Below are 13,243 nucleotides of genomic sequence, written 5' to 3' on the forward strand. Positions count from 1 at the left end.
GGCTCCATGCTCTGGCGCCGGTAAAACAGGAGAACGGAGCCCATGGGCAGGATTCTGAAAGCAGCAGACGTGGAAGCGGCCGTGCGCGGCGGCGCCATCTATGCCGCCGGTGGCGGCGGCTGGATGGACCATGGCCGGATGCTGGGCACGGCGGCGGTCAATGCCGGCGAGCCTGAACTGGTCAGCCTGGACGAGGTCGCCGATGACGCCTGGATCGCTACGGCGGCGGCCATCGGCGCGCCGGCCGGCACCACCCAATGGCAGATGCTGGGGGTCGATTATGTGCGGTCGGTTGAACTGCTGGCCGAGGCGCTGGGCGCACCGGTGTACGGCCTGATGATCGGCCAGAACGGCATGTCCAGCACACTCAATGGCTGGCTGCCAGGCGCCATTCTCGGCACCCGGGTGATCGACGCGGTGGGCGATATGCGGGCCCACCCCACCGGCGATATGGGCTCCATCGGTCTTGCCGGATCGCCCGAGCCGATGATCCAGACGGCGGCCGGCGGCAACCGCGCGAACAACGCCTATATCGAACTGGTGACACGGGGCACCACCGCGAAGGTGTCGCCCATCCTGCGCACGGCGGCCGACATGTCGGGCGGATTCATCGCCAGTTGCCGCAACCCGGTGCGCGCGTCGTATGTGCGCCAGCACGCGGCCCTCGGCGGCATCAGCCTGGCCCTGCAACTGGGTGAGGCGATCCTTGCGGCAGAGACAAAGGGCGGCGCGGCCGTCATTGACGCCATCTGCAAGGTGACCGGCGGCCGTATCGTCATGACCGGCAAGGTGACGGCCAAGGCGGTGGTCTATACCTCGCAGGCGTTCGATATCGGCACCATCCGGGTGGAGGAGGGCAAGCGCGCCGCCGTGCTTCATGTGATGAACGAGTATATGGCGCTGGATGACGGCGATGGCGCGCGGCTGGCGACCTATCCCGACGTGCTGACCACGCTGGGCGGCGACGGCCAGCCGGTCAGCGTTGGCCATCTGCAGGAGGGCATGACGGTCTCCGTCTTCCACCTGGCCAAGGACAAGATCCCGCTGAGCTCCAGCGTCAGGGATCCGAGCGTCTATCCGCCGGTGGAAAAGGCGCTTGGCATCGATCTGGCCACCTACGCCCTGGCCGGTTAGCGGCGGCCTGTTCAGGGAAGGCGGCAAAGCCCATGGCTCGCACGTTCAACATTACCGGCGGCACGACTCTGCGCTGTAAGGGCTGGCGGCAGGAGGCCCTGCTGCGGATGCTGGAAAATGTCCTGGCGGTCGGGGAACGACCCGACGAGTTGATCGTCTATGCCGCGCTTGGCAAGGCGGCCCGCGACTGGCCGTCGCACGATGCCATCGTTCAGGCGCTGCAGACCATGGACGAGGACGAGACATTGATCGTCCAGTCGGGCAAGCCCATCGGCCTGGTCAGGACCCATGCCGCGGCACCGCTCGTGATCATGGCCAACTGCAACATGGTGGGTCGTGAGGCGACGCCGGAGACCTTCTACCGGCTGGAGAAGGCAGGGCTCATCTGCTGGGGCGGACTGACGGCGGGCGATTGGCAATATATCGGCTCGCAGGGGGTCATTCAGGGCACCTACGAGATTTTTGCCCAGATTGCGCGCCAGCACTTCGCCGGCAGCCTCAAGGGCCGGACCATTCTGACCGCCGGCATGGGCGGCATGGGCGGGGCGCAGCCGCTGGCCGGGCGCATGGCCGGCGCCGCTATCCTGACGGTGGAGGTGGATCCCGAACGCATGGCCCGTCGTCTGGACAGCGGCTGGCTGGACCACGCCACCGACAGCCTGGATGAAGCGCTTGCTCGTCTGAGCGGTGCGGCCCGCGACGGCGCGGCGGTATCCATCGGCCTGTTGGGCAATGCCGCCGATGTCTATCCGGCAATTGTCGAGCGCCACGTGACGCCGGATATTGTCACCGACCAGACCTCTGCCCACGACCTGATATACGGCTATGTGCCGGCCGGGTTCAGCCTGGACGAGGTGCGCCGTATGCGGCGCGACGATCCCGACCGCCTGATGAGCGAGAGCAGAACCTCCATCGTTCGTCATGTGCGGGCCATGCTGACCCTGCAGGACCGCGGCGCCATAACATTTGACAATGGCAATCTGATCCGCAGCCAGGCGATTGCGGGTGGCGTCGCCAATGCCAAGGACATTCCCGTCTTTACGGAGGCCTTCCTTCGGCCATTGTTCGCCCGCGCCATCGGCCCGTTCCGCTGGCTGTCGCTGGCCAATGAGCCGGGCGACATCGCGGCCATTGACGATGCCATGCTGGAGATGTTCGGCAATGATCCGCTGGTCACCAACTGGGTGCGCCTGGCCCGCCAGCACATCCCCTTCCAGGGACTGCCGGCGCGCATCGCCTGGCTTGGCCATGGCGCGCGCACCGACCTGGCGCTGGCGGTCAACGCCATGGTGCGCGAAGGCCGGCTGGCCGGGCCTATTGCGTTTACCCGTGACCATCTGGACGCGGCGGCCATGACCCATCCGGACATCATGACGGAAAACATGGCCGACGGCAGTGACGCCATTGCCGACTGGCCGCTGCTGGACGCGGTGCTGATGGGTGCGTCCATGGCCGATCTGGTGGCGATCCACTCCGGCGGAGGCGGCTATGCGGGCACCATGACCAGTGCCGGGGTTACGGTGGTGGCCGATGGCACCGATGCGGCGGACCAGCGTCTGCGCCTGGCCCTGACCAACGATACGGCGCTGGGCGTCATGCGCTACGCCGATGCCGGTTATGATGAGGCGCGGGCGGAAGCGAAAGCCAAGGGCATCCGGCACATTTCTCTCGGCGATGCCGGATGATTCAGATCATGGCGCGGGCCGGCGGGCGCGCGTCTGATAGATCGATGGATACGAAATCTTGTTCTGACGAGTCCGGCGGGTTCGGCGTGGCCGGTCCGCCTGTCGGTCGCCGCGCCGTTCTGGCGGGCGCCGGGGCTGCGGCGCTGGCCCTTGCCCTGCCCTGGGCCGGGCGGGCCGCCGGCGTGGCGACCAAGGCGCGCATCCTCGTCGCCGGCGGTGGGGCGGCCGGCCTCGCCGCGGCGTCGCGCCTGGCGGCGCGGCTGGACGGGGCCGACATTGTTTTGCTTGAGCCCAGGGCAGAGCACGTCTATCAGCCCGGCCTGACCCTGGTCGGCGCCGGCATCAAGCGCGACGCCTATGTCCGCCTGTCCACGGCCGACTATGTGCCGCGCGGGGTCGCCTGGCTGCGGGAGAGCGTCGTCGCGTTCGAGCCCGAGGCCAATCGCCTGGCGACCGATGGCGGGCAGACTCTGACCTACGATTTTCTCGTCGTCGCCACCGGTCTCGCCCTGGACTATGGGGCGGTGGCCGGAATGGAACCGGGCCTGATCGGCCACGAGGGAATCGCCAGCGTCTATGCCGGGGCCGACGCCGCGCGGGCGTCGTTCGCCGCTCTTGGCCGGTTCGTCGAGTCTGGCGGGGTCGGCCTATTCGGCCGGCCGGCGACCGACATGAAGTGTGCCGGCGCGCCGCTGAAGCAGACCTTCCTGGCGGATGATCTGTTGCGCCGGGCGGGCCGCCGCGACCGGGCCGAACTGACCTACATGGCCCACAACGATACCGTGTTCGCCGTGCCGGCGGTGGACGCCAGGGTGCGGGACCTGTTCGCCCGTCAGGCGATCGCCGTCCGCTCCGATCATGTTCTGACGGCGATTGATCCGGCCCGGCGCATCGCCACCTATGCCACGCCGGCCGGGCCGGTGGAGATGGGCTGGGACTTCATCAACCTGATTCCGCCGATGACGGCGCCGCCTGCCGTGCGGGACAGCGCCCTGGCCTGGCCAACCGGGCCTTTCGCCGCCGGCGGCTGGCTGGAGGTGGACCCTTTCACCCTGCGGCACCGGCGATTCGCCAATGTTTTCGGCATCGGCGATGTGTGCGGCATTCCCAAGGGAAAGACGGCGGCCAGCGTCAAGTGGCAGGCGCCGGTGGCCGTAGATCATCTGGTCGCGGCAATCGCCGGCGGGACCAGCGCCGCGCGCTATGACGGCTATACGTCATGTCCGCTGATTACCAGGATCGGCCAGGCGATGCTGGTGGAGTTCGACTATGACAACCGGCTGGTGCCGTCATTCCCCTTTATCCGGCCGCTGGACGAAGGCTGGCTGCCGTGGGTGATCAAGGTGCGGGCGCTGAAGGCGAACTACACCGCCATGCTGCGCGGTCTGGCATAGGGCGGCGGTCATGGCGGAACTCTCCTTCGCTGTCTTGTGGGCCATTGTTTCGGAGATGCTGGGACTCTGGCTGTGGCCGGTGATCGCGGCCGCTGTGGCGACCATCGCGCTGGTGATCGCCGCCTGTGCCCGTGCGGGCGGACCGCAGCGGCGGGCGTGGCGCAGCGGGCTAGTGGCAGCGGGTCTATCCGGCGCTCTGGCTTTCCTTGCCGGTCCGGCCCTGACCCAGGCAGGCTTCGCCAACCTGCACACGCCGGCCGACTGGCTGGCGCTGGCGCTGTTCGCCCTCCTTATGGCCATAGCCGGCGGTTTGCTGGGGCTCGGTGTGACGGGGCTCGTCGTGGCGGGTCGGGGCGGGCGGCGACGCAGCGATCGGCGAGACTGACCGCGCGGCCAGAACCCGGCGCCGTCGCTCTGGCGGCCGTTCGTAGCGGTGCTAGAATGAGAGGATGCACCGCGGCCCTACCCTAACCAGGACTTAATGACCGAGCCGCCACGCCTGGACCGGCCACCGGCCGAGACCTTTCCCCCGACCTATGACCAGGCCACGCCGGCCGACTATTTCCGTGTGCTGGGGGCGCTCGACTATGCCATGCCGGAGCATGTGGCCAATTTCGTACGGCGCAATGCCCCGGCTATCGCGGCGGCGCGTGGCGTATCGCGCCTGCGGGTGCTGGACTTTGGCTGCGGCTATGGCGCCATCGGCGCGCTGATCCGCCATGATCTGTCCATGGCTGCCCTGTCGCGGGCCTTTGCCGGGCACGATCATCGGGCGGACGGCGGGTCCGGCCCGGCGGTTCTGCCGCGCCGCCAGGACGCGCCGGCACTGCATCTGGGCGGGCTGGATGTAGCCTCACGCGCAGTCGCCTTTGCCCTGCGCAACGGGCTGATCGACGCCGGGTTCAGCGACGATCTGACCGCCGGAGCGGCCAGTGGTGCGCTTGCCGATTTTCTGGCGGAGACCGATCTGCTTATTGAATCGGGTGCCCTGATGGCGCCGCTGTTTGTCTGCTTTGAGCGGATGATTGAGGCTGGCCGCAAGCCGTGGCTGGCATTGGCGCCGCGGCCCGATCTGCACATGGCGCCGCTATGTGCCATGCTGCGCAAGCACGGCTATGGCCTGGAACCGCTAAGTCGCGGGCGCATCTTTTATCGCCGGCTGATGATCAGCGAGCACGAGCCGATCACCGCGCGCAGCGCCGCCCTCGGCCGGGACATGGACGATGCGTTCGACGGCGACCGCATGTTCGTGCGGCCCTGTCTGGCACGGCCACTGGCAAGGCAGGGCGGGCTGGCGGTTGGCGACCTGGTGCTGATGGACGAGGATTAGGCGTCGCCGGGCGGCGGGCCTGATTGCGGGCGCGACGCGCAGCGCCGGCACAGACCGTGAATTTCAATGGTCGCATGGTCCATGGCGAAGTCATGGCTGCGGGCGGAGGCCTGCAGGCGTGAGGACTCGCCCGCCGCCGGCAGTTCCGCGATGGTCTGGCAGCGGTCGCAAATGGCGAAGGCGACCGGCGCATGGTGGGAACCGCCATCGCACGCCACATAGGCGTTCAATGACTCGATGCGGTGGGCGCGACCGGACGCCACCAGATGATCGAGCGCGCGGTAAATCTGCGCCGGCGCGCGTAGACCGGCCGGACGCAGGGCATCCAGAATCTGATAGGCGCTCATGGCCGCGGCATGATCCGCCAGGACGGACAGTACAAGGTTCTGGTTGCGTGTCAGTGTAGCCACGGTTCGTCCCTCCCTCAGCCCGCCATGGTCCGCCGCCGCTGGCGCCATCGCCAAAGCCCGCTCGCCAGCCAGCTCAACCCAAACAGGGCAAAGGCGACGACGACGATGGACGGGCCGGACGGTGTGTCGAAGCGCAGCGATCCACCGACGCCGCCCAGCACCGCCAGAACCCCGGCCAGGCCGGCGAACACCGCCATCTGTTCCGGTGTGCGGGCGAAGGACCGTCCCGCCGCCGCCGGCAGGATGATCAGGGCGGTGATCAGCAGGATGCCGACGATTTTCATGGCGATGGCGACGATAGCCGCAACCAGCAGCATGAACAGAAACTCGCTGCGGCGGGGGTGAAGCTGTTCGGCGCTGGCGACCTCATGGCTGACGGTCATCGCCAGCAGCGGTCGCCACAGCCACATAAGGCCGCCGAGGACGGCGCCGCCGCCGCTGTAGATCAGGACAAGATCGCCTCGCGATACGGCCAGAATATCGCCGAACAGATAGCTCAGCAGGTCGACCCGCACCGAGTCCAGAGTGGCGATGGCCACCAGTCCAAGGGCCAGAGCGCCATGGGCCAGAATACCCAGCAGGGCGTCGGTGGGCAGGGAGCCGCGCCGTTGCAGGCCGAGCAGGGCCAGGGAGACGGCGACGGCCACGGCAAAGACACCGAGGACGAGGTTGGCCTCGATCAACAGGGCGATGGCGATGCCCAGCAGGGCGGCATGAGAAATGGTGTCGCCGAAATAGGCCATGCGGCGCCAGACGATGAAGCAGCCAACCGGCCCGGCGACGATGGCGACGCCGATCCCGGCCAGCAGGGCGCGCACGACAAAGTCGTCCAGCATTGCAAGGCCCGGCATCAGGGGGCCGTGTGGCCGCCGGCGGCGCGCGCCGGCGGTGCGATGGCCGGATCGCCCGCCGCCGCGCCGGCCACAGCCAGGCTGCCGTCAGGGTGGTGCACATGGTCGTGGTGATGGCGATAGACCGCCAGCACGTCGGCGGCCCTGGGTCCGAACAGGCGGCGAAACTCATCGTCGCGGGTCACCTCCTGCGGCCGGCCGATACAGCAGATGTGGCCGTTGAGGCAGATGACGCGATCAGTCTGGGCCATCACCAGATGCAGATCGTGGGACACCATGAGAACGGCGCAACCGGTGCGCTGACGCACAGCGCCAATCAGATCGTAGAGGGCGATCTCGCCGGTGAAGTCCACGCCCTGCACGGGTTCATCGAGGATCAGAAGATCCGGCCGGCCGATCAAGGCGCGGGCCAGCAGCACCCGCTGCAACTCGCCGCCGGACAGGGCCTGCACCCGCTCGTCGATCATGTGGCCCATGGCCACTTCGTCGAGAGCGGCGCTGATGGCCGCCGCCGGGTGACGGCGCGTCAGAGTCATCAGGCGGCGCACGGACAACGGCAGGGACCAGTCCAGCGGCATGCGCTGCGGCATGTAGCCGACACGCAGCCCGGCGCGTCGTGTCACCTTGCCGGTATCCGCCGTCATGACGCCGGCCAGAAGCCGCACCAGGGTCGTCTTGCCGCTGCCATTGGGGCCGATCAGGGTGACCAGCTCACCGGCGGCGAGGCGCAGATTCACATCATGGACCAGCCAGCGTCCGCCACGCTGCATGCCGAGCGCGCTGGCCTCTATCAGAGGCTCGCCGGGTGACAAGGCCAGCGGTGGGGCCATCTGTCCCGGGCCCGGATTGGTGCCCGGCTCCATGGGCGGGCCCGGGTGTGGTCCTGTGTGTGGGGCTGTGTGGGTGGTCATGCGGAATGTTATATCATAACATAGGAGCCCGTCCACGTATGACACGCCATCCACCCACGATGCCGGCTAGCCATGACACCATGCCCATGCGGTCACTTTGCGGCCGGCCGGGTGCACACGCAGGCCGGCCTGTGATCCGGCGTCTGGCGGACGGAGTTCGCCGGGCGGCTGTCGGCTTGATGCTGGCCGGTTGTGGCGTGCTGGCGGCGACGGGAGCCACGGGTGCTTTGACCTCGGCCGCCGCAGCGCAGGACACCTCGCACGAGGCCCTGCAGGTGGTGGCGACCATTGCGCCGATTCATTCTCTGGTTGCCGCCGTTATTGGTACGGGTGGAGAGACCGACGACGGGCACGGCGGTGGCGGGAGCGGAGGCGGTAATCCGCCGTCGCTCCATCTTCTGGTGCGCGGTGCCGCTTCACCGCATGCCATGGCGCTGCGGCCGTCGGATGCGCAGGCGCTGCAGTCGGCGGCGCTGGTTTTCTGGATCGGCCCCCACCTGGAAACCTTCCTGGCCGACAAGCTGGCGACGCTGGCGCCGGATGCCCGCATCATCACCCTGTCAGAGGCGCCGGGCGTGACTATCTGGCCGCTGCGCCGGACGGCGGCGTGGATCGATGAACATGATGATCACGACCATGGCCATGATGGCGGTGAAGAGGGTGGCGACCACGCGGACGATGGTGACCGGCACCAGGACAGAGGCGACCCGCATCTATGGCTCGACCCGGTCAACGGACAGGCCATGGTGGCGGCAATCGTCGCGGCGCTGAGCGCGGCCGACCCGGCGAACCGCGAGACCTATGGGGCGAACGGCGCGGCACTGGCCGAACGCCTCGCCGACCTGCAGCGGCACATGGCCAGTGAGCTGACGCCGGTGCGATCCGTTCGGTTCATGGTGTTTCACGATAGCTGGCAGTATCTGGAGCGTCGCTTCGCCCTTACCGCGGTCGGCGCTCTGGCGCTCAACCCGGAAGTGCAGCCGGGCGCCGCACACATGCGCCGGATGCAGGCCGCCATAAGAGAGCACGCGGTGCGCTGTGTCTTCGCCGAGCCGCAGTTCACACCGCGGGCCGTCCAGGCAGTGATCGAGGGCACCGCCGCGCGCACCGCCGTACTGGACCCGTTGGGGGCTGATCTGGCCCCCGGCGCCGACCTCTATGTAACGCTGCTACGGCGCAATGCCGCCGCCCTGGCCGGCTGCCTGGGCGGGCCTTGAGACGGCCTCGGCTGGCTGGCGCAGGCCCGACACGCTATTGTCAGCCGGTCTTTCCCGGCAGCAGGAGCCCTGGCCATGGTGTGCAGTCGCCTTCGCCACTTTCATATTGCCGTCGTTCTGGCGCTTCTTGTGGCCATGACCGGGCTCGGCGCCTGTGCCTATGGTCCGGGCGGCGGTGGCGGTGACCGCGAAGGTCACGATCAGTACTAGCTCTGGCCTCCCCAACTCTGGTCAGGCGCGGCGTTGGCCATGGCCAGGGTGCGCTGGTATTTGACGCGTCTGTGCTCGTCGGCGCTGATCGGCGGGTACAGCGGTACCTCGCCCGGTGCCAGGCATGTAGGCAGGCAGGCGATGCGCGCGTCCCAGTCGGTATTGTGAAAGAAGACCAGTGACTGGCGGCGAGTGTCGCCGGCGGCGTCGGGCGGCGGGACGGCTACGCGATGCAGGGTGGAGACCCAGCGGTCATTGGTCCAGCGCGCCAGCAGATCGCCGATATTGACAATGAAGGCATCGGCGTTGGCGACGGCCGGCGGCGCCACGTCTATCCAGGCATCCGGTGCGTTGTCAGCGACGCCGGGCCGCCGCACCTGCAGCCCGCCCGGCACATCTTCGGCCAGCAATATGGTCAGCATGCCATAGTCGGTGTGCTCGCCGGCGCGCAACTGGCCGGGTTCCGGCGGCGCGTCGAGAGCGGGATAGTTAATGGCGCGCAGGCTGCTGAGTGGCCGGCGGAAAGCCGGGCGAAAGCTCTCCGGCGGCAGATCGAGGGCGAGGGCGAAAAGGTCCACCAGACGATGGGCCAGGGCCAGCAGGTGATCGAAATAGTCGGTCCAGGCGGCGCGCAGGTCCGGCGGCGCCGCGGGCCACAGATTGGGTGCGAAGAAATAGGCTGCCGCAGCGTGTCGTGGCGCATCGGCCGGCGTCGCGTCAAAGGGACCGATGCTCAGGCTCTCTTTGAGGTCGCCCGGCGTCACCTTGCCCAGCGACTGGGCCAGTCCTTCCACGGCTACCGGCAGATAGCCATAGGGATAGGCCGGGTCGGCTGAACGCACCGCCAGTTTCCGATCCAGCGGCAGGTCAAAGAAGGCGCGAGCCGTTTGTCGGCACCGGTCGATCACCGCCGCCGGAACGCCATGGCCGGTGAGCACAAGAAAGCCGAGGTCGCGACAAACCTCATCAATGCGCCGCGCCACATGCGCCGCGTCTGCGCCGCCGGCGCCAACCGGCGTCAGGTCAATGACCGGGATGTCCGCCATCACAGAGAGGCTCAGCCGTAGGGTGTGGCGTCGCCGTCGGCGCGCAGGGTGGTGGTCTTCAGCACCCGGTCCTTGATGCGCTCCTGCCACTCCCGGCCGGCGGCGTCCTGCCACCACACTGTGGTGTTGCTCTCGGCCGCGAACTCATAAGGGCCGATGCCCTTGTTGCGGGTCGGGTGCCATTCCTTCACCAGAGACGGGAACAGTGCCTTGAACTGATTGGTGGTATCGATGCGGCCGGGGATTTCCCGCGGCCCGGACACGGTTTCGCCGTCCTCGGTCCAGCGCTCCACGCGGCCCCAATAGAACCCCATATAGCCCTTGAGCACGGCCATTTCCGGGTAGGGATTCTCATAGGTCCAGACAATATTCGGCACGCTCCGGTCGCCTACCGTCACCGACCAGTAGCTGGCCACGCCCTTGTAGGGGCAGAAAGTCTGGTGGTCGGTTTTGCTGAACAGGTCCATCCGCAGGTCGGCCTGCGGCATATAGTACATGGGCGCGTGGCCCAGCTCATACATGACCCGTGTGGCATCGCTCTCGGCGATCACGGTGTCACCGATCCACGCGGCGACGCGCGCCGGCACGGCGTCGAAATCCATGACATAGTCGGGATTCAAGGGCCAGCCGGGGGAGGTGGCGGGCTGTTCCAGTGTCTGGCTCATGGCGGCCTCCTGCTGATGGGCGCTGGTCACAGACTGGCCGACCGGGCGCCGCGTGTCGAGTTTCGTCGCGGTGGCGGATTGGCATAGTGTAGGCCTCATGGTTCTCTTGATGGCCTATGGTTTTCTTGACGGCCCATGGTTTTCTTGACGGAAAGTGACAATGGCAAAGACTGACATGCGTATCGTTGTGGCCTGCGACCTGTCGGCCCGTTCTGATCGGGCGCTGGCCCGCGCTTTTGCCCTGGCGGCGGAGCGTCAGGCGCCGCTGCATGTCCTGCATGTTGTGGATTCCGGGCTGCCGGAAGAGCTGCGGGCGCATGCCATTGCCTGGGCCGAGCGGGCGCTGGTGGACGTTTGCCAGCCCCATCGGGAGAGCACCGGCGTGACGGCCAGGATCGAGGTGGTGTCAGGCCAGGCCAAGGCCGATATCGTTGCCCATGCCCGGGCTGCCAAAGCCACGCTGATCGTCCTTGGCATCCACGATATGGATCAGGACCGTCCGGCGCCTTTTGTGGAGACCACGGCCGGGGTCATCCTGCGTATGAGCCCCGTACCGGTGCTGCTGGTGCGTGAGGCGGTGAGCGGCGCCTATGGCCAGGTGGCGATCGGCGTGGATTTCTCCGTCTTCGCCCGCGCTGCCCTTAACCAGGCCTTCGCGGTGGCGCCGGCGGCGCGGTTTCATCTGATCCACGCTTATATGGTGCCGTTCAAGGGTTTTCTCGGCAGCCCGGCTTACAGCGCCGAAGTGATGGAAGACGAGCGGCTGCAGTTTGAACTGTTCCTGGCTGGGGAAATGGACTTGCTGGACGAACGGGCCCGCGCACTGGGCATGGGCAGCAGCGGTGTAGAGCGGGTCATGGCCGAGGGGGAGCCGGCGGAGGTGCTGGTCGGGGAATGCAGGCGCCTGAAGGCCGATCTGGTGGTGATCGGTACACACGGTCGCACCGGCGTGTCGCGGGCGCTCCTTGGCAGTGTCGCGGCGGCCCTGCTGGAGGCGCCGCCGTGTGATGTTCTGGTGGCCAAGCCCTATTGAGCCTGGCCGGTCGCCGGCTCAGGTCCGGCGCTGGGCGGCCAGCGTCATGCCGCGCCGCACGGCGGGGCGGCGGCCGACCGCCGTCATCCATCGCCTGAGATGGCGGTGGCCGGCCAGCGGCTGACCGGCGAAAGCGCGGAAATCACGGCGCGCCATGACGGTCATGGGATAGGCGATGATGTCGGCCGCTGAATACTCATCGCCGGCCATAAACCGGTGGCTGGCCAGATGGTCGTCCAGCTCGGCGAAGCCGCGGGCGAGACGCCGCTCCCAGAACTCAGCCGCCTCCGCCTGCGGTGCGGGTGTCATTTCATTCATCCAGTAGTGGGCGGTGAAGGCGGGGTAAAGATCGCTGGCGATGATCATCACCCATTCGAGAAAGCGGGCATGCTCTTCCGGGTCGCCGGGCACGAAGCGGCCGGTCTTCTTCGCCAGATAGAGCACGATGGCGATGGACTGGCGCAGCACCACCGGCCGGTCGAAGGGGCCGTCATGATCGACCAGCGCCGGCAGACGGCCCGGCGGTTTGTCACGCAACAGCGCCCGGCTGGGCCGGTCGGGATCCTGCAGCCGGGCGCGGAACGCGAGAGCCGATTCCTCCAGCATGATGGTGCAGCGCTGGGCCAGCGAACTGCGTGAGGCGAAGAGAGTGAGCATGATCGGGTCAGCGCGTGTGGTGCGATGGGCGCGTCTGGCTGGGCGCGTCCGGCTGGATAGGGCTTAGCTGGACTGGGCCATGCCGGTCCGCACCGCCGGCCGCTTGCCCACCAGTTTGTGCCAGCGGCGGATGGCCTTGAAGCCGCGCATGGATTTGAAGTCGGCCAGCGCCAGGTCAATGGTGGGATAGGCGCACATGTCGGCGGCGGTATAGGCGTCGCCCGCCAGATAGGTGTTGGTGGCGAGATGCTCTTCCAGCTCGCGCACATACCCCAGCATACGGGTTTCCCAGTAGTCGCCGGCGATGGTCTGCGGCTCCGGCTTCATACCGCGCATGTAGTAGGACGAGGTGAAGGCCGGATAGAGATCGGTGGCGAAGATCATCAGCCACTGCCAGCACCTCGCCCGCTGGCGCGGCGTGGTTGGCAGGCCGATGCCGGATTTCTCCGCTACATAGAAAATGATGGCCATGGACTGGGTCAGTATCACGGGCTTGCCGTCGGCGCCGTTGTGATCCACCAGGGTCGGCATGCGCCCCTGCGGATTGGCCTTGAGGAAGGCCTTGGCTTTCTTCTGGCGGGTCTGCATCCGCGCCGTGTAGGGCAGACCCGACTCGGCCAGCATGATGGTGCAGCGCTTGGCAGGCGACGAGCGTGAGGTGAAGAGTTCGAGCATAGGGGTCTCCGGGTGCGGGGTGCGC

General features: G+C 67.7%; 15 protein-coding genes. 8 read left to right on the forward strand and 7 right to left on the reverse strand.

Going from position 1 to position 13,243, the window contains the following annotated elements; all coding sequences use genetic code 11:
- The first annotated feature begins 42 nt into the window (after positions 1-42).
- From RIE31_04140 to RIE31_04160, 5 genes are all read left to right on the forward strand, one after another.
- Positions 43-1,134: a DUF917 family protein gene (locus tag RIE31_04140; GenBank protein ID MEQ8639785.1), complete on the forward strand. Its 1,092-nt coding sequence runs from the start codon at positions 43-45 to the stop codon at positions 1,132-1,134.
- A 32-nt stretch (positions 1,135-1,166) separates the two neighbouring features.
- Entirely contained in the window at positions 1,167-2,819 is a 1,653-nt protein-coding gene (locus RIE31_04145) for a urocanate hydratase (protein MEQ8639786.1), read from the forward strand.
- A 44-nt stretch (positions 2,820-2,863) separates the two neighbouring features.
- Positions 2,864-4,213 (forward strand): FAD/NAD(P)-binding oxidoreductase, encoded by a 1,350-nt coding sequence (locus tag RIE31_04150; protein ID MEQ8639787.1) that lies wholly within the window; start codon positions 2,864-2,866, stop codon positions 4,211-4,213.
- Positions 4,214-4,223: 10 nt separating this feature from the next.
- On the forward strand, positions 4,224-4,598 hold the full coding sequence (locus tag RIE31_04155; protein MEQ8639788.1) for a DUF5368 family protein: 375 nt from the start codon (positions 4,224-4,226) through the stop codon (positions 4,596-4,598).
- 96 nt (positions 4,599-4,694) lie between these two features.
- Positions 4,695-5,543 (forward strand): hypothetical protein, encoded by an 849-nt coding sequence (locus tag RIE31_04160; GenBank protein ID MEQ8639789.1) that lies wholly within the window; start codon positions 4,695-4,697, stop codon positions 5,541-5,543.
- On the opposite strand, the gene RIE31_04165 is transcribed toward RIE31_04160, so the two are convergent.
- The 3 genes from RIE31_04165 to RIE31_04175 are packed head-to-tail and all read right to left on the reverse strand — an operon-like array spanning position 5,540 to position 7,634.
- Positions 5,540-5,953: a Fur family transcriptional regulator gene (locus tag RIE31_04165; protein ID MEQ8639790.1), complete on the reverse strand. Its 414-nt coding sequence runs from the start codon at positions 5,951-5,953 to the stop codon at positions 5,540-5,542. The two genes, RIE31_04160 and RIE31_04165, sit on opposite strands and share 4 nt — an antisense overlap.
- Before the next feature lie 14 nt (positions 5,954-5,967).
- Complete coding sequence (locus tag RIE31_04170) at positions 5,968-6,789, reverse strand: metal ABC transporter permease (protein ID MEQ8639791.1); 822 nt, start codon at positions 6,787-6,789, stop codon at positions 5,968-5,970.
- Positions 6,790-6,803: 14 nt separating this feature from the next.
- Complete coding sequence (locus RIE31_04175) at positions 6,804-7,634, reverse strand: metal ABC transporter ATP-binding protein (protein ID MEQ8639792.1); 831 nt, start codon at positions 7,632-7,634, stop codon at positions 6,804-6,806.
- 212 nt (positions 7,635-7,846) lie between these two features.
- On the opposite strand from RIE31_04175, the gene RIE31_04180 reads away from it, so the two are divergent.
- On the forward strand, positions 7,847-8,932 hold the full coding sequence (locus RIE31_04180; protein MEQ8639793.1) for a zinc ABC transporter substrate-binding protein: 1,086 nt from the start codon (positions 7,847-7,849) through the stop codon (positions 8,930-8,932).
- Positions 8,933-9,007: 75 nt separating this feature from the next.
- Positions 9,008-9,142, forward strand: a complete 135-nt coding sequence (locus tag RIE31_04185) for a hypothetical protein (protein MEQ8639794.1) — start codon at positions 9,008-9,010, stop codon at positions 9,140-9,142.
- On the opposite strand, the gene RIE31_04190 is transcribed toward RIE31_04185, so the two are convergent.
- Together RIE31_04190 and RIE31_04195 are read right to left on the reverse strand one after the other, a co-directional pair.
- The gene (locus RIE31_04190; protein ID MEQ8639795.1) at positions 9,139-10,188 is read right to left on the reverse strand and encodes a 2-oxoglutarate and iron-dependent oxygenase domain-containing protein; all 1,050 of its coding nucleotides are present in this window, start codon (positions 10,186-10,188) and stop codon (positions 9,139-9,141) included. The genes RIE31_04185 and RIE31_04190 overlap by 4 nt on opposite strands.
- 11 nt (positions 10,189-10,199) lie before the next feature.
- Complete coding sequence (locus RIE31_04195; GenBank protein ID MEQ8639796.1) at positions 10,200-10,853, reverse strand: DUF427 domain-containing protein; 654 nt, start codon at positions 10,851-10,853, stop codon at positions 10,200-10,202.
- Positions 10,854-11,013: 160 nt separating this feature from the next.
- Here RIE31_04195 and RIE31_04200 point away from each other — a divergent pair, with 160 nt between their 5' ends.
- Positions 11,014-11,886: a universal stress protein gene (locus tag RIE31_04200; GenBank protein ID MEQ8639797.1), complete on the forward strand. Its 873-nt coding sequence runs from the start codon at positions 11,014-11,016 to the stop codon at positions 11,884-11,886.
- An 18-nt stretch (positions 11,887-11,904) separates the two neighbouring features.
- Here the strand turns inward: RIE31_04200 and RIE31_04205 are convergent, their stop codons facing one another.
- Positions 11,905-12,543: a glutathione S-transferase family protein gene (locus RIE31_04205; GenBank protein MEQ8639798.1), complete on the reverse strand. Its 639-nt coding sequence runs from the start codon at positions 12,541-12,543 to the stop codon at positions 11,905-11,907.
- Positions 12,544-12,606: 63 nt separating this feature from the next.
- Positions 12,607-13,218 carry a glutathione S-transferase family protein gene (locus RIE31_04210; GenBank protein ID MEQ8639799.1) on the reverse strand — a complete coding sequence of 204 codons (612 nt, stop codon included), beginning with the start codon at positions 13,216-13,218 and terminating at the stop codon, positions 12,607-12,609.
- Positions 13,219-13,243 lie beyond the last annotated feature (25 nt).

The organism is Alphaproteobacteria bacterium (genome assembly GCA_040218575.1).
Lineage (GTDB): Bacteria > Pseudomonadota > Alphaproteobacteria > JAVJRE01 > JAVJRE01 > JAVJRE01.